Origin of the sequence: Variovorax flavidus (assembly GCF_030317145.1) — a bacterium.
Lineage (GTDB): Bacteria > Pseudomonadota > Gammaproteobacteria > Burkholderiales > Burkholderiaceae_C > Variovorax > Variovorax flavidus.
Window position 1 is genome coordinate 561,010 of the sequence record NZ_JASZYE010000001.1, and the last position, 20,164, is coordinate 581,173.

A 20,164-nucleotide genomic window follows, 5' to 3' on the forward strand; every position below is an offset into this window, starting at 1 on the left:
GGATCACTATTGCTTCGGGGCCGTGTACGAGGCGTCGACGATCGGTACGCCGTACTCTTTCAGGATGGCCTGGATCTGCGAGCGGTTGGATTCGATCAGGCCTTCGACCTGCTGCTTCCATTCGCGCTCCCCGTAGCGCACGCCCATCGCGATCTGATAGTCGAACTGCACGCCGGGCTCCGATTTCAGCGGCACCACCGCCAGCGCAGGCGTCTTGACGCGCTGCGCGTAGTAGCCGGCGATCGGGCCCCAGACGATGGCGACGTCGAGCTTGCCGGATGCGAGGTCCTTCTCGATGATCTCGCCGGGATACTGGGCCGGGTCGGCATTCATGACCTGGTAGGGCACGCCTTGCTCGACGAGGTTGTGCTTGTTGAGCCAGGCCGATGCGGGCGAACGGTCGTAGACGCCGATGCGCAGCTTGGCCAGCCGGGCCGGATCGAGCTTCAGGAAGTCCTCGCCCGATGCCACCTGGTCCAGGCCCTTGCCCTTGGGAAAGACCAGTGCGTAGGTCGAGCGGTAATACGGCTTGGTGACCGACACCTGGTCGTAGCCCGCGGGGACGCCGATCACGATGTCGCAAGGGTAGTCCTGGCCCGGCAGCTTGAACTTCAGTGTGTTGCGGATGAAGGCGAGGCGCTGCGGAAAGGAGTAGTAGGTCACCGGCAGGCCCAGCGACTTGCCGAACACCTCGGCGATCCTGTTCTCGATCCCCTCGCCCTTGACGTTCGAGAAGGGCAGGTTGTTCGGGTCCTGGCACACGCGCAGCGCGGTGCGCTTGGCCGGCGCGTCCTGGGCTGCCGCCCCGGCAGCCAGTGCGGCGAGCGCGATGCCCGCGGCCGCGAGCACGCATCGATGAGAGCCGTGGGTCATTTGGGTATTTCTTCAACCTTCGCGCGTGTGATGGCGCCGTCGGACCGGCCCTTGAGATAAGCGTACAGCTGGTTGATGTTCTCCATCACCATCGGGCTGTTGCCGAAACTCTGCATGCCCTTGTCCAGCCGCCCGTTGGTCACGGTCTTGACGAAGTCGTCCTTCGACAGCGTCTTCAGACTCACGATCAGCGACGGCCCGACCAGTCCTTCCTGATTGGCGCCGTGGCAGCGATCGCAAGCGGCCGCCCGCCAGGCCCTGAAGCCCTTGATCGTCTCGCCGTCCACCTTGTAGCCATCGACCACCTTGTACAGGGGCTTGTCGTCCGAATGAACCGCACTTGCGATGCACAGCAGTGCAGTGGCGGTAACCAACGCATTCCTCAAACGCATTTCAAGATCCTTGTTGTCTTCAGCATGAAGAGATGGCAGTCCATGGCAGGGCTGCCATCTCCGGATCTGGCCAGAGGCCTCGTGCTCAGTTGCCTGGCAGCGCGAACACGGTCAGCGAACCGCCGAGTTCCGTGTACTGGTTGAGCTCCTTGTAGCCGCCCACGGCGCCCAGGCCATCCTGGTCCTTCTCGAGCCCTGCGGCCATGCCGATGCCGGCCCAGCCACCGATGCCCGAGAACACGCCGATGTACTGCTTGCCCTTGTGCTCGTAGGTGAACACGTTGCCGATGATGCCGGAGGGCGTCTTGAACTTGAAGAGTTCCTTGTTGATGTTCTTCTTGTCCACGCACTTCATGTAGCCCTCGAGCGTGCCGTAGCACGACAGGCCGCCAGCCGTGTTGAGCGCGCCGCTCCAGACCGAGAACTTCTCGGGATGGCTCTGCACGATCTTGCCGGTGCCGGCGTTCCAGGTGATGTAGTTGCCCATGCCGCCATGGCTGCCCGGCGCCGGGTACATCGAGAGGGTGGCGCCGACGTATGGCTGGCCGGCGGTGTATTCGACCTTGAACGGCTCATAGTCCATGCAGACGTGATTGGTCGGCACGTAGAAGAGCTTGGTCTCCGGGTCGAAGGACGCCGGCTGCTGGTCCTTGGAGCCCAGTGCTGCCGGGCAGATGCCCTTGCTGTTGACGTCGGGTCCGTTCTGCGCGGTCGAGTACTTGGACACCACTTGCGGGCGGCCGGTCTTCATGTCGACGTTCGTGGCCCAGTTCACCTTGGGGTCGTACTTTTCGGCGACCAGCAACGCACCGGTGACCCGGTCCATCGTGTAGGCGAAGCCGTTGCGGTCGAAGTGCACCAGCGCCTTGGTGGGCTTGCCCTTGACGTCGATGTCGGCCAGGATCATTTCGTTGATGCCGTCGAAGTCCCACTCGTCGAAGGGGGTCATCTGGTAGGCCCACTTGGCCATGCCGGTGTCGACGTCACGCGCGAAGATGGTCATGGACCACTTGTTGTCGCCGGGCCGCTGCGACGGGTTCCAGGTCGACGGGTTCCCGGTGCCGTAGTAGACGGTATTGAGCGCCTTGTCGTAGCTGTACCAGCCCCAGGTGGTGCCGCCGCCGAGCTTCCACTGGTCTCCCTTCCAGGTCTTCAGGGAAGAGTCCTTGCCGACCGGTGCCATCTTGCCGTCGGTCCAGGTCATGGTCTTGTCCGGGTCCATCAGCATTTCGTTGTCCGGCCCGGTGCTGTAGGCCTTCCAGACCTGCTTGCCCGAGTTGATGTCGTAGGCCGCAAGGAAGCCCCGCACACCCCACTCGCCGCCGCTGATGCCGGTGATGACCTTGTCCTTGAAGACGTGCGGCGCGTTGGTGTTGACGGCGCCGAGCTTCGGGTCGCCGTTCTTCACGGTCCAGACCACCTTGCCGGTCTTGGCGTCGAGCGCGACGAGATTGCTGTCGGCCTGCTGCAGGAAGACCTTGCCCTCGGCATATGCGAGGCCGCGGTACACCGTGTCGCAACACATCTGCGGGATCACCGCCGGGTCCTGCTTCGGCTCGTACTTCCACAGGATCTTCTGCGTATCGAGATCGATGGCGAAGACCTTGTTGGGGAACGGCGAGTGCAGGAACATCGTGCCGTCGATGACCAACGGCGAACCTTCGTGCCCACGCAGCACGCCGGTAGAGAAGGTCCATGCGACCTGCATCTTGCCGACGTTGCCGGTGTTGATCTGCTTGAGCTTGCTGTAGCGCTGGTTGTACATGTCCCCAGCCTGTACCGCCCAGTTCTTCGAGTTGGCGATATTTTTCTCGACGTCGGCATTGGCTAATGCCAACGCTGGCATCGCGAGGAGCGCCGCCGCCGAATAACGCCAGAGGCGCCCGTGAAAATGCCCGGAAATTCGCATCGAAGTCTCCTTGTTCTGATTCATCAGAGGCCGCCCGCACGGTACCGCCGACAGGCGACTGCCGTGCAACGCAATGAAGCCGGCAACAGCACTAAATGCAAGATGCGCGCCCGCTCGAACACCCGCAAATCGCGAGGCCCGCGAAGGCTTCCAAGAGCACTTGGAGTCTCTTGATTCGGGTATTGCGTTAAGGGGAAACCCTATCGAGGGATTGCGTCGAAGGAATGAAATTCGACGTTCCCGGGCCGATTGCAGCCGTGTCTCCGTGCCGATGCCGGCGCGGCGAAAAGCGAAGCATTCCACCGGACCCTGCTGCGCCGGAATTGTGGCAACCACTTTCGACACAGAGTGTTTCACCGACAGATGGATCAACGCAAACCAATGACGCACGCAGGGCCACGAGATGCATGAGCCGATGGGCGCGCGTATTGCTTGCTCGAATCCATTCATGCCACCACAGACGCTCCCGACGACGATGCTGCGGACCACCGGCCTGACGAAGCGCTACGGTACGCGGGCCGCATTGAAGAGCCTTTCGCTGACCTTGGCGTCAGGTCAGTTCGTGGCGCTGCTGGGGCCCAATGGCGCGGGCAAGTCGACCCTGTTCCAGGTGCTCACCGGCCTGTTCGCGGCCGATGAAGGCGAGGTCGAAGTGGCCGGGCATTCGCTCTACCGTTCCGCGACCGCCGCCTTGCGGCATATCGGCGTGGTGTTCCAGCAGGTGTCGCTCGACCTGGATCTCAGCATCCGGCGGAACCTGCTGTTCCAGGCCGACCTGCACGGCCTGCCGCGGCCACTGGCTGCACAGCGCATCGAGGCGGGATGCGCCCAGCTGGGCATCGACGCGGACCTCGATCGAAAGGTCCGCGAGCTGTCCGGCGGCAATCGACGCAAGGTGGAACTTGTGCGCGCCTTGCTGCATCGACCCTCCGTGTTGCTGATGGACGAAGCCACCGTCGGGCTGGACCCCAAGTCACGTCAGGACCTGATGCGCGCGCTCCATGCGAACGTGCAGGAGCGCGGGGTCTGCGTCCTGTGGGCCACGCATCGCGTGGAGGAGGCCGAAGGCGCGGACCGCGTGCTGGTGCTGCACAAGGGCGAACTGCTGGCCGACGGCACGCCGGCAGACGTGACACAGGCGCTTGGAGCGCCCACGCTGGAGGCGGGCTTCATTGCCCGCACCAGTTGATCCGCAGAGTGAACTCAAATAGATGGAGACGCCGAGATGGATGAAATCGCGAAGGTTCTGAAGTGTGCGGCGCGCTGGGCCGCGGCCCTGTCGAGCGTGTGTCTCGGCACGGCCGCGCTGGCGCAGGGCACCGCCTACGTGTCGAGCGAGAAGGACCAGGCGGTCACGCTGATCGACCTCGCCACGCTCAGCGTCAAGGGCACCATCCCGACGTGCAAGCGAGGGCGGCACATCCAGCTCATGCCGGACCGCCACATCATGCTGGCTTGCAGCGAGTCGAACGTCGCCGATGTGATCGACCCGGCAACGGGCAAGTCGCTGCGCCGCGTTCCGCTGGGCGACGAGCCCGAGGCCTTCGACCTGTCGCCGGACGGCAAGACCATCTACGTGTCCAACGAGGACGAAGGCGCGGTCAGCTTCATCGACGCGTCGAACGGCAAGGTGCTCAAGTCGATCAAGGTCGGCAAGGAACCGGAAGGCGTGAAGGTCAGCGCGGATGGCAAGACGCTGTACGTGACCTCCGAGGTCGCCAGCCTCGTGCACGTGATCGACGTCGCGAGCGGCGCCATCGTCAAGAACGTGAAAGTTGGCAAGCGGCCACGTCGCATGGCCATCACGGCCGACGGCAAGGAGCTGTGGGTCACCAACGAACTCGACGCCAGCGTCAGCATCATCGACACGGCCACCCGTGCCGTGGTCGGCAACCTGAAGTTCGAAGTGAAGGGCGCGCGCAGCGAAGACATCACGCCGGTGGGCATCCAGATGTCGCGCGACGGCAAGCGTGCCTTCGTCGCGCTGGGCAGGGCCAACCACGTCGCGTTCGTCGATGTGCCGCAGCGCAAGGTCACGAATCTCGTGTTGGTCGGCAAGCGGGCGTGGAATGTCACGCTCGACAAGGCCGAAGCCCGGCTGTACGTGGTCAACGGCTTGAGCGACGACGTCACCGTGGTCGATGTTGCGGCGGCCAAGCCGATCAAGAGCATTCCGGTCGGTCGCGTGCCCTACGGGCTGGTGGTGGTCGAATGAAGGCAGCCGCCTGCTTCGTCGGCGTGTCGCTGCTGCTTGCGGCGTCGACGTCGACCGGACAGGCGGCGGGTGCAGTCACGCCATTGAAGGCGACGCTGATGGTGCCCAACCCCGACGCGCGGCTCGAACGCTCGCGCCTGGAGCGCCAGTATCTGGGCCACCCTGGCGGTCCGGCGGGCGACGGCCTGGATGTCGCGCTGGAAGAAGGGCAGTTCGAGCTGCAGGCCGTCGATGCGGGCGTCGCGCTGACGAAGCAGACCGCCGATTCGCCGGAGTCGGCGCGCGCCGCCGCGCAGGCAGCCGAGAAGTCCGGTGCCGCCGTGCTCGTCACGGATCTTCCCGCCGACTGGACCCTGGCCGTGGTCGATGCCGTGAAGCTGCCGGTGATCAACATCGGCGACGCCGCCGACCGACTGCGCGAGCAGGACTGCCGGGCGCGCCTGTTCCACATCGTTCCGAGCGAGCGCATGCGCGCCGATGCGGTGGCGCAAACGCTGGTGTCGCGCAAGTGGAGCAAGCTGTTGCTGCTCGTGGGTCCGAGCCCGGAAGACCAGTTGCGGTCTGCGACGGCGCAGGCTTCGATCAAGCGCTACGGCCTGCAGGTGGTCGCGACCAAGCCTTTCAAGCTCTCTGGCGACCCGCGGGAGCGCGACCTCGCCAATCCGCTGCTGCTGACGGCAGGCACCACCTACGACGCCGTCTGGGTGGTCGACAGCGACGGCGAATTCGCGCGCGGCCTGCCGTACCGGACGGTGTTGCCGCGCCCGGTGGTGGGCGATGCGGGGCTGGTGGCGGTCGCGTGGCATGCGCAGTTCGAGCGCTACGGCGCGCCGCAGGTGTCGCGTCGCTTCGCCAAGGCGACCGGCCGGCCCATGACCGCCAGCGACTGGTCGGCGTGGATGGCCGGCAAGGCGCTGGTCGCGGCCGCCATCGCGGCGCCGAAGGGGCCTGCCGCGAACTGGGCGCAGGCGCTCGCCAAGACGCCGCTCGATGGCTCCAAGGGGACGAGCCTCAGCTTTCGTCCGTGGGATGGGCAGTTGCGCCAGACCATCCTGCTCACGGACGGACAGGGCGTGATCTCGCAGGCGCCGGTCGATGGCCTGCTGCACCCGACCAACGTGCTGGACACACTGGGCGCGGACGCCCCGGAGAAGCGATGCAAGATGACGCGTTGATTCCCGTCGAAGCCGGCGAGGCGGAACTCGCGCCGCGCCGCGGGGTCGCGCACGCGCTGCAGGCCATGCAGGCGATCGTCATGCGCGAACTGCTCAAGTTCTCGCAGCAGACCGGTCGGCTGGTGTCGGCGCTGGTGCGACCGCTGCTGTGGCTGGCAGTGTTCGCGGCGGGCTTTCGCAACGTGTTCGGCGTTGCGATCGTCGAGCCCTACGACACCTACATCCCCTACGACGTCTACATCGTGCCGGGTCTTGTGGGGATGGTGCTGTTGTTCAACGGCATGCAGTCGTCCCTGGCCATGGTCTACGACCGTGAGATGGGCCTGATGCGGCTCCTGCTCACCGCACCCCTGCCGCGCGCATGGCTGCTGTTCTGCAAGCTCTGCGCAACCGCTCTGCTGTCGGTGCTGCAGGCCCTGGCCTTCGTCATCGTCGCGATCTTGATCGGCACCGACCTGCCGCTGCTCTCGCTGGGCGGGCTGCATGCCTTGCTGGCTCTCGTTTGCGGGGCGCTGATGCTGGGCGCGCTCGGGCTGCTGCTGTCGGTGCACATCAAGCAGCTGGAGAACTTTGCCGGCACCATGAACTTCGTGATCTTCCCGATGTACTTCATGTCCACCGCGCTGTACCCGCTGTGGAAGCTGAGGGAGTCGGGTGCCGAGTGGGTCTATCAACTGGCCCGCTTCAACCCGTTCACGCATGTCGTCGAATGGATCCGCTTCGCGCTGTATGGCAAAGACCCGGGCGAGGCGCCCTGGATCGTGCTGGGGTGCCTGGTGGTGTTCTTCGTGCTGGCCTGCTGGGGCTACGACCCGCAGCGCGGTTTCGGCGGGTTGACCAAGCGCGGCGGAGGACCGGCATGAACCTGGGCCGCCGCCGCTGGCTGGAACGTGCCGCTGCGCTGGCGCTGACGGCGGGGCCTTTGGCGCACGTTCCACGCGCGGTGGCGAGCGACGCTTTTCCCACCCGGCCGATCATGATGTGGGTGCCCTGGGCGGCGGGTGGCGCAACCGACCTGTCGCTGCGGCTCCTGGCCGAGCTCGCGGCACCCGCGCTCGGCCAGCCCGTGATCGTCGCGAACCGCCCTGGCGCGGGCGGAACGCTGGCGATGCCTGTGCTGCAGCAAGCCGAGCCCAACGGCTACACGATCGCGCAGATGCCGCAGCCGGTGTTTCGCGCGCCGTTCATGCAGAAGGTGCTGTGGGACCCGGTGCGGGACGTCACGCCCATCATCCAGATCTCGGGCGTCACCTTCGGGGTGCTGGTGCGCGCGGGCAGCCCGATGCGCGCGCTCGGCCAGCTGTTCGACTTCGCGCGTGCGCGCCCTGGCGAGCTGAGCATCGCAACCAACGGCGTCGGCACCACGCCGCACCTCGTGCTCGAAGCGCTGTTCACCGAGCGCGGGCTGCGCTACATCCATGTGCCCTACAAGGGCACCTCCGAACTGACCCTGGCCGTGGCGTCGGGCCAGGTGATGGCGGGCGTCAATTCCAGCGGCTTCGCGCCGGAGGTGGATGCGGGCCGCCTGCGGCTGCTCGCGACCTTCGGGGCACAGCGCTCGCCGCGATGGCCGAAGGTGCCGACGTTGCGGGACCTGGGCTTCGACATCGTGGCGATGTCGCCCTATGGACTGGCCGGCCCGCGCGGATTGCCGCCCGATGTGCTGGCCGTGCTGCACGACGGCTTCAAGAAGGCGCTGTTCGATCCGCGCTTCGGTGATGACTTGGCCAGGTACGACCAGGAGGTCACCTACCTCGGCCCGGAGGATTACGCGCAGGCCTGCCGCGAGGAGTACGCCAAGGAGCGTGCGGCCGTCGAGCGAATGAAGGTCCCGCGCAGCGCGGGCGGCTGAGGCCACGAACGGAGGTTTCCGGATGGACCGAGACGATGGGGTGATGAGCGACTGGCGCCAGCGGGCGCTGATGCTCGAGACCGAGGTCGCCAAGGCGGTGATCGGCCAGGCGCGGACGATCCGCCTCATCAACACGGCCGTCTTCGCGCGCGGCCATGTGTTGTTGCAGGGCGATGTCGGGGTGGGCAAGACGACGCTGCTGCGGGCCTTCGCGCAGGTGCTGGGCGGTGACTTCGCGCGCATCGAAGGCACCATCGACCTGATGCCCAACGACCTGATCTACTACACGTACATCAGCGCCGAGGGCAAGCCGGCGGTCGAGCGCGGGCCCTTGATCCAGCATGGCGAGAGCCTCGCGGTCTTCTTCTTCAACGAGATCAACCGGGCGCGCCCGCAGGTGCATTCGCTGCTGCTGCGGGTGATGGCCGAGCGCAGCGTGGCGGCGTTCAATCGCGAGTTCCGCTTTCCGCACCTCGTGGTGTTTGCCGACCGCAACCGGGTGGAGCGCGAGGAGACCTTCGAGATCTCGGCCGCGGCACGCGATCGCTTCATGCTGGAAGTGACCATCGACGCGCCCGCGAGCGATGCCGAACGGCGCCAGCTGATGACCGAGCCGCGCTTCCACGACACGGATCGCCTGGTCGGCGCGCTGGCCGGCGGGCTGGTCGCCTACCAGGAGCTGAACCAGGTGTCGGAACTGATCCAGCGTGGCGTGCAGGCATCCGAGGCCCTGCAGGCCTATGCGATGGACCTGTGGCGCGCGACGGCGGCGCCCGCCGACTACGGGGTGCGGCTGTCGGACCTGGACACTGCGCACCTGATGCTCGCGGGCGCCAGCCCACGCGGGATGAGCCTTTTGATGCGCGCCGCCCGCGTCGCGGCCTGGCTCGACGGACGCGAGTACGTCACGCCCAAGGACGTGCAGGCGGTCTTCGTCGAAACCATCGCGCACCGGCTGTGCTACCAGCCGGTGTATGAGATGCGTCGCCACGAGATATCGGGCCGTCTGATGAGCGGCATCCTGAGCAGCGTGGCAGCCCCGTGAACGGCACGGGCGCCGAGGCGTGAAAGGCGATGGAATGACGCAGGCACCCACCGTGCAGGAACTGCATTACCGGATCGGGGTGCCGGCGCTCGGGCACTTCCCCGGCCATCACCGCAGCGCGCGCGGGGACAGCGGCTTCGAGTTCCGCCGCCATGCGGCGCTGCTGGACGCGCCCGACCCGCGCCGGCTCGACCTGCATGCGAGCCTGCGCGATCCCTTCGGCAACTGGATCGTGCGGGTCTACAGCCAGCGCAAGGCGATTCCGGTCGTGATGGTGGCGGACCTGTCGGCGTCGATGGGCTTTGCCGGCACGCGCCGCAAGCTCGATGTGCTGGCCGATTTCGTCGACAGCCTGGCCTGGTCGGCCTGGCGCACCGGCGACAGCTTCGGCTTCGTCGGTTGCGACAGCACGGTGCGCGAGGACGTGTTGTTGCCGCTGACGCGCTCGCGCGGCATGGGCAGCGCGCTGGCGCGGACGCTTCGCGCGCTGCATCTGGGCGGCCGCTCGGCACACGCGCTGTCGATGGCCCATCGCTACCTGAACCGGCAGCGCTCGCTGGTGTTCCTCGTGTCGGACTTCCATCTGCCGCTGCCGGACGTCGAAGCCACCCTGGCCTCGATGGCGCACCACGATCTGGTGCCGGTGGTGCTGTGGGACCCGCTGGAGTTCGGCCTGAGCGCGCGGCGCGGCCTGGTGCAGGTGACGGACCCGGAAAGCGGCGCCACGCGCTTGCTGTGGTGGCGTCCGGCCCTGCGCGACAAGTGGCTCGCGGCCCAGCAGCAGCGCCGCGATGCCTTGTTGAGGATCTTCCAGGTGAACCAGCTCAAGCCGCTGTTCATCGAGGGCCGCTTCGACGCCGATGCGGTCACGCGGCACTTTCACTCGTGAGCCGTGCGAGATGACGAACCGGATGATGGCCTCGACCCCGCGCAAGCTCTGCGGCGCGCTGCTGGGGTTCGCCGCGTCGGCGGCTTGCGCGGCGGTGCTTCCAGGGCAGGTGGATGTCTCCGTGAGCGAGCCCAGGGCCTTCGGCTACCAGCTCGGCGACAGGGTGTCGCGCACCGTCACGGTCGACGCCGCGGACGGACTGGTGCTCGATGAGTCCAGCGTGCCGCAGCCCGGTGCGCGCGGCAACGCCCTCGAGTTGCGCAGCGTCGCGCGACGCAGCAGCGCCGAGTCCGGCGGGCGGCGCCATGAGCTGACTCTTACCTACCAGGTGTTCCTTTCGTCACCGCAGCCACGCACCCTGGAGATGCCAGGCTTCACCCTGCGCTTCAAGGGTGAGCCGCGGACGCAGGAGGCGCGGGTCGAAGCCTGGCCGGTGACCGTGTCGCCGCTGGTGCCGGTCGAGGTCTCGCCTCGGCGCGGACTCGGCGAACTGCAGCCCGATGCGGCTCCGCCCCTGATCGACATGCGCTTCGCACGCTGGCGGCTCATCGGCTATGGCCTCGTCGCCATGGTGCTTCTGGGCTACCTCGCCCATGTGTACATCGGCCTGCCGTGGTGGGCGCGCGCGCACCGGCCGTTCACGCAGGCGTGGCGGTCGATGCGCGGCCTGACGCCGGCGAGTCCCGAACCGCAATGGCGCGAGGCCATCCAACGTCTTCACGGGGCCTTGAACCGGACGATGGGGGAGGTCGTGTTCGAGGAGGGCATCGACCGCTTCGTCAGGGCGCAGCCGCGCTTCGCGCATCTGCGCGAGGATCTCGCGAGCTTCTTCCGGCAATCGCGCCTCGAATTCTTCGGCAGCGAAAGGCAGCCCGCGACGGACCGAAGCTGGCTGGTCGAGTTTTGCCGCCGCTGCCGCGATGCCGAGCGAGGTGCCGCATGAGCTTCGAACACCCCTGGCTGCTGTGGCTGCTGCCGCTCGCGCTGCTGCCCTTGCTGGCGCGGCCGGGCCGGGCGCTCGACAACGCCTGGGCGGCCCTGATGCCGCGGGACCGCACGTCCGTGCTGCTGGGCTGGGCGCTGCGCATCGTCGGCGTCCTGGCGCTCGCCGCGCTCAATGTCGGTATGGCCGGGCCCTACTGGCCGGAGTACGACATCGAGCGCGTCGGTAAGGGCGCCGAGATCGTGCTGGTGCTCGATCGCAGCCGCAGCATGGACCAGGGCTTCGGCGGCGCGCGCCCTGCGGGCGTCGCGATGAAGGGCACCGGCCCCGAGGCGATCGACTACTACATGCGGCAGGCCAGGATGGGGGAGCCCAAGGGCAAGGTCGCGCGGCAGCTGCTCTCGGAGTTCATCGCCAAGCGGCAGGACGATCGCTTTGGCATGATCGTTTTCAGCACCTTGCCGATCCGCGTGCTGGAGTTCACCCAGAAGAACGAAGCGATCCAGGCCGCGATTGCGGCTGGCGACGTGGGCCGCGGCCTGTCGGAAACCAACATCGGCCTCGCGCTGCAATCGGCGCTGTCGTCTTTCGTCGACCGGCCCTACACCGGCTCGCGCATCGCCATGCTGGTGTCCGACGGCGGCGACCGGCTGGACACCGACGCCCGCGAGCGCATCGCGTACCTGGCGCGCAAGCACCGGGTCGCGATCTACTGGATCTACCTTCGCTCCGCCAACAGCCCGGGCCTGACCCTGGAAAAAGGCGAAGCGCCGGAAAACGTCGAGGCCGTGCCGGAGTACGCGCTGCACCGCTTCTTCGAATCGCTCGGAACGTCCTACCGCGCCTACGAGGCCAGCGACCCCGAGGCGCTGAAGAAGGCCATCGAGGCGGTGAACCGCCTGGAGAACCTGCCCATCACCTACCTGGACACCATGCCGAGGCGCGACGTGTCGGCACCGGTGCTGGGTGTCGCGTTCGGATGCATCCTGCTGCTGCTCGCAGCCAACCTGGCGGAGATCCGGCGATGGGCGTGAGCACGCGGCGGCGCACGCGCGTGGTGCTGGTCCTTCTCGCAGTGGTCGCTGTGGCGGCGGCGATCGACGGTGCGCATGCATGGCGCCAGCATCGGTGGAACGAAGCCATTGTGTCGGGCCCCTTGCCCGCCCAGGGCCAGGATGCGCCGGTGCAGGTGCAGTTCGCGCAGGCCCATGCGCTGGCCGCCAGCGGCGCCGACGAAGCGGCCCTGCACCTGTATCGCAGCCTGGAAGATGATTCGCCGCTGGGTCAGGCGGCCCGCTACAACAGCGCCAACCTGCTCATGCGCCAGGCGGTGGTGGTGCAAGCCGGCGCCGAACCGGGCAAGGCGATCGCACTGATCGAGCTGGCCAAGGAAATCTACCGCGACGTGTTGCGCGTCGATGCGCAGCACTGGGATGCGCGCTACAACCTGGAGCGTGCCCAGCGCCTGCTGCCCGACCCCGACGAGCTGGATGTCGTGCCGCCCGAGACGCGGCGCGACGCCGAACGTGCGGCCACCACCATGCGCGGCCACTCGCCGGGCCTGCCATGACGCTGTGGCACCGATGGCGCGCCTCGTGGCGGCATGGCACCGACCGTTGGCTGCTTTTCCTGGCAGCCCTGGCGCTGGCGGCCAGCCTGTTCGACCCGGGCGTGATGATGGAGCGCTCGCTGTTCGATCATGTGATCGTGCTCGACGTGACCCAGAGCATGAACGTCACCGACGAGCAGGTCGACGGCCAGCCGGTGTCGCGCCTCGCCTTCGCCAAGCATGCGTTGCGTCAATCGCTGCTGCAACTGCCGTGCGGCTCGAAGGTGGGTTGGGCGATCTTCACCGAATACCGCGCGTTGCTGCTGCTCGCGCCGATCGAGGTGTGCGCCAACCTGAGCGAGCTGCGGTCGACCTTGGCGCAGATCGATTCGCGCATGGCCTGGTCGGGCAACAGCGAGATCGCCAAGGGCCTGCACAGCGCGATCGGCATCGCGAAGCAGTTGCCGGACAAGCCGTCGCTGGTTTTCGTCACCGACGGGCAGGAGGCGCCGCCGTTGCACCCGAACTACCGGCCGGCCTTCGACGACAAGCCGGGCGAGGTCGCGGGGCTGATCGTGGGCGTCGGCGACCTGCTTCCATCGCCGATTCCCAAGACCGATCCGGAAGGCCAGCCGCTCGGCTTCTGGCGCGCCGACGAGGTGATGCAGAGCGATCTGCGCAGCCAGGGGCGCGGCGCCAGCGTTCGCGGCGAAACGCTGGTGGACGAGCAGGCCGGCTCGGCCGCGCCGATGCTCGGCGCCACGCCGGGATTCGAGCACCTGTCGGCACTGCGGGAAGGCTATCTGCGCCTGCTGGCGGGTGAGCAGGGGATGGTGTTCGTTCGCCTGCGGTCGCGGCAAGGGCTGGAAGCCGCGTTGACGTCGCCCGCGCTGGCCAGGCCGGCGCCGGTTCGCACCGGCGGGCGCTTCGTCCTGGCTGGGCTGGCGTTCTGCCTGCTCCTGGCGCGCTATGTCGCGCCGTGGGTCCGGAAGACCAGGGTGCTGAAGAAATAGAACTCCGCATCCAGCGCCCACCGGATGTTCGAGGATTGGCGAAAGCCGTGCTGTTCTCCCGCGAAGAGCAGGTACTGCGCGGTGATGCCCTTCTGGCGCAGTGCCGTGACCATCGACTCCGTCTGGCTGGGCGGGACGATCTTGTCCTCCGCGCCCTGGAAGAAGGCGACAGGCGCCGTGAGCCGGTCGGCGTTGCGAACCGGGGAGCGCTCGAGGTAGGGTCCGCGGTCACCGTCGGGGCCCGTGTACGGCGCGATCAGCCAGTCCAGGTAGCGGGACTCGAACTTGTGCGTGTCGCGGGCCAGGGCCTCCGGATCGCTGACCCCGTAGTGGCTCCCGCCGGCCCGGAACAGCCCGCGCACGGACGGATCGCCGGAGCTCAGGCAACTGAGCACCGTGAAGCCTCCGGCACTGCTGCCGGAGATGACGATGCGGCTTGCATCGACCCATTCCCTGTCCGCCAGGTACTGCGCGGCGGCGGCGCAGTCCTCGACATCGACGACGCCCCACATCCGATGCAGGCGCTCGCGGTACGCGCGGCCGTAGCCGGTGCTTCCGCCGTAGTCGACGTCGACCACCGCGATGCCGCGGCTGGTCCAGAACTGCGTGCGCAGGTCCAGCGCGATCGACGCCGAGGAGGTGGGCCCCCCATGGCATCGGACCAGGAGCGGCGGCAACTCCGCGTCCGGGGCGCGATGGTCGGCATTCGTCGGTGGATAGAAAAGGCCGAACGCCGTCTGGCCGCGCGGCGTTGGGAACTCGATCGGTTGCGGTGCAGCAAAGTGGCGGTTGATCGCGGGATCGTCGGCGAGAGTGCCGGACTTCCGGATGGCCTTGGCTTCGCCGGAGCGTGGGTCCAGGAGAACGATCGCGCTGGCCAGCGCCGGCCCGCCGGCCTTGAACGCCACCTTCCCACCTTGCGCGCGCACCGAGGAAAAGTCGCTGTAGGGCAGGTCGATCCCCGTCAGCCTGCCGCTGTCGAGGTCCAGCAGTGCCAGCTTGCCAAGGCCTCCCTCAACGTACGCGCACACCGCTTCCTTCGCCGACAGGAAGGCGTAGGTGGACATGCCCAGGTTCCATTGCGGCCGGCCGAACTCGGCTGCCTTCGGGCAGACATTGACGGCACTTCCGTTCGCTTCCGCCCGATAGATGTTCCACCACCCGGAGCGGTCTGACACGAAATGAAGGACGCCGTCGGGCGACCATTCCGGCTGGAACACGGACTCGCCGGGACCGCCGGCGATCCGCGTCGGGTTCTGCAAGGTCGCGCCGTCGAACTCCGCGACCCACAGCTCGGTCCCCACCCATGGCATCTGCGGGTGGTCCCATGCCAGCCACGCGAGGCGGCGACCGTCCGGACTGAGACGCGGCGAGGCGAAGAAGTCATGGCCCTGGATCAGGACGGTCCCGGCGCCTTCCGACGTCGCGTTCAGCGCCACGATCGTGTTGGCGGCCTCCTTGCCTGGCCGACGGTGGTCCTCGCGCACGCCGATCCACAGGCGGCGGGAGCTGTCGATCTGTCCGTCGGCGTACCGAAGCGCGGCATGGGGATCGCCCGGGGCGGGTGGCGGGGTCAGCGGCACGGGGGAGCCGCTGCCGTCGACACGGTAGAGCCGCTGGTCCTTGAAGTCGCTGAAGTAGCTCACGCCGTCCGCGACCAGCGCTGCGGCACCGCCGTATTCGTGCACCCGCGTGCGTGCGGAAAACGGCAGCGCCGTGATATCGGACTGCGTCCCGTCGTCGTTTTGACGAACGAGCACGTTGCGCCCGGCCTCTTGCGGCCGCCCTTCGACCCAGTACACGTCGCCGCCATCGAGCAGCACGTCGACAAGATTGATCGCGGCGCTCGCCACGAGCTCGGATGTGATGGGGGACAACCAGGTGCCGAAGGGCGCCTCAGTCGGGTTGGGCATGGGACTCCTCGGGTGGATGGGCCGCGGCCGTCGCAGCAGGCCTGAGGGCAAAAACGATTGTAAGGATGCCCCTGGCCTGACATGCTCCATGCGGAACGAGCTGGCTCCAATTGGAGGGATGGCAGATGAGAGCTGTATGGCGGCTGTCGCGATCGCGTGCCCGCAACCCGGGACGATGGGATTTCGCCTGGGTGCTCGTGGTGACCGTGCTGACCTTCGTGCTGTCGAGCACCTTCGAATTGCGGGAACGGCTGGCTGTCGTCTTCTCGCATGGCGAGGCATGGCAGGTCGACGAGGTTCCGCTCACGCTGGTCGCACTGTCGCTCGGCCTGGCCTGGTATGCGCGGCGCCGTGGCCAGGAGGCGGCGCGCCTGCTGGCGCAGAACCGCGAGCTCGCCCAGAAACTGATTGCGCGCCAGGACGACGAGCGCCTCGCACTGGCGCGCGAGCTGCATGACGAGTTCGGCCAGCATTGCACGGCGATCCGCATCGAGGCCACCTACATCCAGCGCTCGCGCTCGCTGGACCAGATCGGGGAAGCCGCGCGGCGCGCCGCCGCATCGGCAGAACTGCTGCAGGACGGCGTGCGGCGCCTGGTGCGGCGGCTGCGACCGGCGGAGCTCGACCAGCTCGGGCTGGTCGCCGCGATGCAGTCGCTGTGCGAAGCCTGGGCGTCGCGCAGCGGCGTGCCCTGCGTGTTCCATTCGGGCGGTGATCTGCGCCAGCGCGGCGAGGCCATCGACACCACCATCTACCGGGTGACGCAGGAGGCGCTGGCCAATGTCGTGCGTCACGCGAATGCCACGCGCGTGAAGATCGAGCTCACGGCGACGTCGCAGGTCCTGAGCCTGAGCGTGGAAGACGATGGCCGCGGCTTCACCGCAGCGACGCCGGAACGCGGCTTCGGCCTGCTCGGCGCGACCGAGCGCGCCGCTGCCCTCGGAGGCAGCTTCGAGGCCGATAGCGCACCGGGCGCCGGCACGCGCATCCGCATGCGGCTGCCGCTGGCGCCCGAACTTCGCGCGGAGGCCGCGTGATCCGGCTGATGCTGGTCGACGACCATCCCGTGGTGCGCGCGGGATACCGCCACCTCCTGGAACAGGACGGCGACATGGCGGTCGTTGCGCAGGCGGCCAGCGTGGACGAGGCTTGCGCGCTGGCCGCGCTCCATGAGCCCGACATCACCGTCACCGACCTGGCGATGCCCGGCAGCAGCGGGCTCGAATTGATTCGCCGTCTGCGCGAACGCGATGCGCAGGCGCGCACGCTGGTCTTCAGCATGCACGACACCGACATGCTGGTGCATCGCGCGCTCGAAGTCGGAGCGCTGGGCTTCGTCTCCAAGACCAGCCCGCCCGAGTGCCTGATCGATGCGGTCCACAGCGTGCGCGACGGGCGCCGCTACCTGAGCCCGGCGCTGGCGCAGCGTCTGCTCGACGGCGCCGAGGAGGCCGCGGCCTTCGATTCGCTGACGCAGCGCGAGTTCGAGATCTTCCGGCTGCTGTCGCGCGGCGAATCGCTGGCCGCCTGTGCGCGCACCTTGCATCTGAGCCAGAAGACCGTGTCGAACCTCCAGAGCCTCATCAAGGACAAACTGGGCATCCACACCACGGCGGCGATGGCGCACCTGGCGCTTCGCCACGGCCTCATCCCTCCCGAAGACGCCTGAGCCCACCGGCCTCACGTCGGGAAATCTTCCCTGTCGCGTTCGGACGCACTGCGATAACTTGGCGGAAGGGCGCGCAGTCATGCGCGAAAACAAGTTCAAACACCCGAGGAGACACCATGTCCGGCAACGCGCGCGCGGTTGCATTCCCGTCAGCGCCTGTGGCCGCGGCGGCTCTGCTGCTGTGCCATGGCCTGGTGGCCCACGCGCAGGTCGAGCCGCCGGGGGAGTCGGCCCAGGCCGTGCAGCCCACGGCGGAGCTGCCCACCGTCACCGTCATCGGCATCACCCCGCTGCCGGGGCTGGACGTGCCGCGCGACCAGGTGCCCTCGAACGTGCAGACCGCGACCGGCGCCGACATGGAGCGCTTTCACTCGCTCGACCTGTCGAACTTCCTGTCCCGCGCCATCGGCGGCGTGAGCATCACCGAGACGCAGGGCAATCCCTTCCAGCCGGACATCAACTACCGCGGGTTCACGGCGTCGCCGCTGCTCGGCACGCCGCAAGGGCTCTCGGTGTTCCTGGACGGCGTGCGGCTGAACCAGCCCTTCGGCGATGTCGTCAGCTGGGACCTGTTCTCGCGCACGGCCATCGCGTCGATCGCCCTGATGCCGGGCAGCAATCCGCTGTTCGGCCTCAACACCCTGGGCGGCGCGCTGTCGATCCAGACCAAGGACGGCATCCATTACCCGGGCACATCGGTCCAGGTGCTGGGCGGCTCGTACGGCCGGGCAGCCGCGGAGTTCGAGACCGGCGGCCAAAACCTCGACAACGGCGTGCACTGGTACGTCACCGGCAATCGCTTTCACGAAGACGGCTGGCGCACCGCATCGCCTTCCGACCTGCGCCAGCTGTTCGGCAAGGTCGGCCGGAAGACGCGCGATGGCGATGTGTCGCTGACGGTTGCCCTGGCCGACAACGACCTGACCGGCAACGGCGTGCAGGAGCAGGGCGCGTTGCAGCGGGACTGGGCCAGTGTTCGCACCATCCCCGACAACACGCAGAACCGGTCGGCCTTCGTCAACCTCGCCACCGTGCAGGCCCTGAGCGAGACGATGACCTTCTCGGGCAACGTCTACTACCGCAACATCAGGGCCAGGACCTTCAACGGCGACATCAACGACGATTCCCTCGACCAGGCGGTCTACCAGCCCAACGCCGCGGAGCGGGCGGCACTGACGGCCGCGGGCTACACGGGATTCCCGACCAGTGGCGAGAACGCATCGAACACGCCCTTTCCGAAGTGGCGCTGCATCGCGAACGCGTTGCTGAACGACGAGCCGAACGAGAAGTGCAACGGCCTGCTCAACCAGACGGAGGCCCGTCAGACCAACTACGGCCTCGCCGGCCAGCTGTCGGCGCAGGCGACGACGGGCAGCATCGGGCACCAATTCGTCGTGGGTGCCGCGTACGACGCCAGCCGCGTGACCTTCACGCAAGGCGCGCAGTTCGGCTACGTCAATCCGGATCGCACGATCACTCCGGTGTTCGGCCCGGGCGCATTTGCCGACGGCACCCAATCGTCCGAGGACGCCTTCGACGCTCGGGTCGATCTGTCGAGCCGCTCGCGCACGAGCAGTGTCTATGCCACCGACACGATGGCGCTCAACACGCAGACGCACCTGACGCTGTCCGGGCGCTACAACTACACCTCGATCAAGAACGAAGACGGCCTCACGCCCGGCGGCGGACCCGGTTCACTGGACGGCGACCACAACTTCAGCCGTTTCAATCCGGCCATCGGCCTGACCTTCGCGGCGAACGAGTCGGTCACCTTCTATGCCGGCGCGAACCAGGGCAGCCGCGCGCCCACGGCGATCGAACTGGGCTGCGCCGATCCGGAGAACCCGTGCAGGCTGCCGAACGCCTTCGCCGGAGATCCGCCGCTCAAGCAGGTCGTCACCACCACCTTCGAAGCCGGCATTCGCGGAACAGTGGTCGGCAAGGTCGCCTGGAACTTCGGCGTGTTCCGCTCCGACAACCGGGATGACATCCTCTTCGTTGCGGACAATTCAAGCGGCTTCGGCTACTTCAAGAACTTCGGCAAGACGCGGCGCCAAGGGATCGAGATGGGCCTGCAGGCCAAGCCCGCCAGCAGCTGGACGGTGGGCGGCAACCTGAGCCTGCTGGACGCGACCTACCGCAGCACGGAGACGATCGACGGCTCCGGCAACAGCAGCAACGCGTCCGCGGTGGACGGCTTTCCCGGCACGGAAGGGACCATCGTGATCAACTCCGGCGACCGCATACCGCAACTGCCGCGCCAGATCCTGAAGCTCTTCGCGGACTGGGAGCCGAACGCATACTGGCGCGTCGGTGCGGACATGAATGCGGTGAGCGGCACGAACCTGCGCGGCAACGAGAACGGCTTGCACACGCCCGACGGCCTCTACTACACCGGCCCGGGTCGCAGCGGGGGCTATGCGGTGTTCAACCTTGGCGTGGACTACAAGCCAAAGCCGGGGCTGAAGCTCTTCCTGCAGATCACCAACCTGTTCGACCGCAAGTACACGACCGGCGGCCTGCTCGGGGCCAATGGCTTCACCGCGAACGGCAACTTCATCGCCCGGCCGCTGCCGGCGAACGCGAACGGCGACTTTCCGGTCCCCCGCGCGACCTTCTACGCGCCCGGTGCGCCGCGCACCGCCTGGATCGGATTGCGCTACACCTTCGGCGCCTGAATCAACACGCTCGAGGCTTCACAATCAGCCTGTCGCCGTCCGCGCTCCG

Annotated in this window: 18 protein-coding genes; 14 read left to right on the forward strand and 4 right to left on the reverse strand. The window is 67.6% G+C overall.

What is annotated here, in order from left to right:
* Positions 1–6: 6 nt before the first annotated feature.
* The 3 genes from QTH90_RS02735 to xoxF form a co-directional block, all read right to left on the reverse strand.
* Positions 7–873 (reverse strand): substrate-binding domain-containing protein, encoded by an 867-nt coding sequence (locus QTH90_RS02735; RefSeq protein ID WP_286662995.1) that lies wholly within the window; start codon positions 871–873, stop codon positions 7–9.
* Positions 870–1,265: a c-type cytochrome gene (locus QTH90_RS02740; RefSeq protein ID WP_286662996.1), complete on the reverse strand. Its 396-nt coding sequence runs from the start codon at positions 1,263–1,265 to the stop codon at positions 870–872. Before QTH90_RS02740 ends, QTH90_RS02735 begins: the two co-directional genes overlap by 4 nt.
* Before the next feature lie 85 nt (positions 1,266–1,350).
* Positions 1,351–3,111, reverse strand: coding sequence for a PQQ-dependent ethylene glycol dehydrogenase XoxF (gene xoxF / locus QTH90_RS02745; RefSeq protein ID WP_444814705.1), 1,761 nt, complete (start codon positions 3,109–3,111; stop codon positions 1,351–1,353).
* A 538-nt stretch (positions 3,112–3,649) separates the two neighbouring features.
* Between xoxF and pedB the strand changes: the two genes are divergently transcribed.
* From pedB to QTH90_RS02800, 11 genes are all read left to right on the forward strand, one after another.
* Positions 3,650–4,363, forward strand: a complete 714-nt coding sequence (gene pedB, locus QTH90_RS02750) for a lanthanide ABC transporter ATP-binding protein PedB/LutE (RefSeq protein WP_286664448.1) — start codon at positions 3,650–3,652, stop codon at positions 4,361–4,363.
* A 36-nt stretch (positions 4,364–4,399) separates the two neighbouring features.
* Positions 4,400–5,389: a PQQ-dependent catabolism-associated beta-propeller protein gene (locus QTH90_RS02755; protein WP_286662998.1), complete on the forward strand. Its 990-nt coding sequence runs from the start codon at positions 4,400–4,402 to the stop codon at positions 5,387–5,389.
* Entirely contained in the window at positions 5,386–6,564 is a 1,179-nt protein-coding gene (locus tag QTH90_RS02760; RefSeq protein WP_286662999.1) for a type 1 periplasmic-binding domain-containing protein, read from the forward strand. Before QTH90_RS02755 ends, QTH90_RS02760 begins: the two co-directional genes overlap by 4 nt.
* A gap of 65 nt (positions 6,565–6,629) precedes the next feature.
* Positions 6,630–7,427, forward strand: coding sequence for a lanthanide ABC transporter permease protein PedC (pedC, locus tag QTH90_RS02765; protein ID WP_286664449.1), 798 nt, complete (start codon positions 6,630–6,632; stop codon positions 7,425–7,427).
* Entirely contained in the window at positions 7,424–8,416 is a 993-nt protein-coding gene (locus QTH90_RS02770; protein WP_286663000.1) for a Bug family tripartite tricarboxylate transporter substrate binding protein, read from the forward strand. Before pedC ends, QTH90_RS02770 begins: the two co-directional genes overlap by 4 nt.
* Positions 8,417–8,438: 22 nt before the next feature.
* Positions 8,439–9,461 carry an AAA family ATPase gene (locus QTH90_RS02775; RefSeq protein ID WP_286663001.1) on the forward strand — a complete coding sequence of 341 codons (1,023 nt, stop codon included), beginning with the start codon at positions 8,439–8,441 and terminating at the stop codon, positions 9,459–9,461.
* A gap of 34 nt (positions 9,462–9,495) precedes the next feature.
* Complete coding sequence (locus QTH90_RS02780; RefSeq protein ID WP_286663002.1) at positions 9,496–10,350, forward strand: DUF58 domain-containing protein; 855 nt, start codon at positions 9,496–9,498, stop codon at positions 10,348–10,350.
* Positions 10,351–10,375: 25 nt separating this feature from the next.
* The gene (locus tag QTH90_RS02785; protein WP_286663003.1) at positions 10,376–11,293 is read left to right on the forward strand and encodes a hypothetical protein; all 918 of its coding nucleotides are present in this window, start codon (positions 10,376–10,378) and stop codon (positions 11,291–11,293) included.
* Positions 11,290–12,327, forward strand: a complete 1,038-nt coding sequence (locus QTH90_RS02790; RefSeq protein ID WP_286663004.1) for a vWA domain-containing protein — start codon at positions 11,290–11,292, stop codon at positions 12,325–12,327. Before QTH90_RS02785 ends, QTH90_RS02790 begins: the two co-directional genes overlap by 4 nt.
* Positions 12,318–12,863 (forward strand): MxaK protein, encoded by a 546-nt coding sequence (locus QTH90_RS02795; protein WP_286663005.1) that lies wholly within the window; start codon positions 12,318–12,320, stop codon positions 12,861–12,863. The genes QTH90_RS02790 and QTH90_RS02795 overlap by 10 nt, the downstream gene beginning before the upstream one ends.
* Positions 12,860–13,855 (forward strand): vWA domain-containing protein, encoded by a 996-nt coding sequence (locus tag QTH90_RS02800; RefSeq protein WP_286663006.1) that lies wholly within the window; start codon positions 12,860–12,862, stop codon positions 13,853–13,855. Before QTH90_RS02795 ends, QTH90_RS02800 begins: the two co-directional genes overlap by 4 nt.
* Here QTH90_RS02800 and QTH90_RS02805 read toward each other — a convergent pair.
* Positions 13,810–15,768: a S9 family peptidase gene (locus tag QTH90_RS02805; protein WP_286663007.1), complete on the reverse strand. Its 1,959-nt coding sequence runs from the start codon at positions 15,766–15,768 to the stop codon at positions 13,810–13,812. The two genes, QTH90_RS02800 and QTH90_RS02805, sit on opposite strands and share 46 nt — an antisense overlap.
* Positions 15,769–15,893: 125 nt before the next feature.
* Between QTH90_RS02805 and QTH90_RS02810 the strand changes: the two genes are divergently transcribed.
* The 3 genes from QTH90_RS02810 (at position 15,894) to QTH90_RS02820 (ending at position 20,115) form a co-directional block, all read left to right on the forward strand.
* Positions 15,894–16,805, forward strand: coding sequence for a sensor histidine kinase (locus tag QTH90_RS02810; RefSeq protein WP_286663008.1), 912 nt, complete (start codon positions 15,894–15,896; stop codon positions 16,803–16,805).
* Entirely contained in the window at positions 16,802–17,437 is a 636-nt protein-coding gene (locus tag QTH90_RS02815; RefSeq protein ID WP_286663009.1) for a response regulator, read from the forward strand. Before QTH90_RS02810 ends, QTH90_RS02815 begins: the two co-directional genes overlap by 4 nt.
* A 116-nt stretch (positions 17,438–17,553) precedes the next feature.
* The gene (locus QTH90_RS02820) at positions 17,554–20,115 is read left to right on the forward strand and encodes a TonB-dependent receptor (protein WP_286663010.1); all 2,562 of its coding nucleotides are present in this window, start codon (positions 17,554–17,556) and stop codon (positions 20,113–20,115) included.
* Positions 20,116–20,164: the final 49 nt, after the last annotated feature.

Excerpts from the sequence above, each read along its gene's own strand:
- QTH90_RS02800 (WP_286663006.1), top strand. The coding sequence starts at position 12,860 with ATGACGCTGTGGCACCGATGGCGCGCCTCGTGGCGGCATGGCACCGAC.
- pedC (WP_286664449.1), top strand. The coding sequence starts at position 6,630 with ATGCAGGCGATCGTCATGCGCGAACTGCTCAAGTTCTCGCAGCAGACC.
- QTH90_RS02760 (WP_286662999.1), top strand. The coding sequence starts at position 5,386 with ATGAAGGCAGCCGCCTGCTTCGTCGGCGTGTCGCTGCTGCTTGCGGCG.
- QTH90_RS02820 (WP_286663010.1), top strand. The coding sequence starts at position 17,554 with ATGTCCGGCAACGCGCGCGCGGTTGCATTCCCGTCAGCGCCTGTGGCC.
- QTH90_RS02735 (WP_286662995.1), bottom strand. The coding sequence starts at position 873 with ATGACCCACGGCTCTCATCGATGCGTGCTCGCGGCCGCGGGCATCGCG.
- QTH90_RS02805 (WP_286663007.1), bottom strand. The coding sequence starts at position 15,768 with ATGCCCAACCCGACTGAGGCGCCCTTCGGCACCTGGTTGTCCCCCATC.
- QTH90_RS02780 (WP_286663002.1), top strand. The coding sequence starts at position 9,496 with ATGACGCAGGCACCCACCGTGCAGGAACTGCATTACCGGATCGGGGTG.
- QTH90_RS02790 (WP_286663004.1), top strand. The coding sequence starts at position 11,290 with ATGAGCTTCGAACACCCCTGGCTGCTGTGGCTGCTGCCGCTCGCGCTG.
- QTH90_RS02755 (WP_286662998.1), top strand. The coding sequence starts at position 4,400 with ATGGATGAAATCGCGAAGGTTCTGAAGTGTGCGGCGCGCTGGGCCGCG.
- QTH90_RS02775 (WP_286663001.1), top strand. The coding sequence starts at position 8,439 with ATGGACCGAGACGATGGGGTGATGAGCGACTGGCGCCAGCGGGCGCTG.
- pedB (WP_286664448.1), top strand. The coding sequence starts at position 3,650 with ATGCTGCGGACCACCGGCCTGACGAAGCGCTACGGTACGCGGGCCGCA.
- QTH90_RS02785 (WP_286663003.1), top strand. The coding sequence starts at position 10,376 with ATGGCCTCGACCCCGCGCAAGCTCTGCGGCGCGCTGCTGGGGTTCGCC.
- QTH90_RS02810 (WP_286663008.1), top strand. The coding sequence starts at position 15,894 with ATGAGAGCTGTATGGCGGCTGTCGCGATCGCGTGCCCGCAACCCGGGA.
- xoxF (WP_444814705.1), bottom strand. The coding sequence starts at position 3,111 with ATGCCAGCGTTGGCATTAGCCAATGCCGACGTCGAGAAAAATATCGCC.
- QTH90_RS02795 (WP_286663005.1), top strand. The coding sequence starts at position 12,318 with ATGGGCGTGAGCACGCGGCGGCGCACGCGCGTGGTGCTGGTCCTTCTC.
- QTH90_RS02770 (WP_286663000.1), top strand. The coding sequence starts at position 7,424 with ATGAACCTGGGCCGCCGCCGCTGGCTGGAACGTGCCGCTGCGCTGGCG.
- QTH90_RS02740 (WP_286662996.1), bottom strand. The coding sequence starts at position 1,265 with ATGCGTTTGAGGAATGCGTTGGTTACCGCCACTGCACTGCTGTGCATC.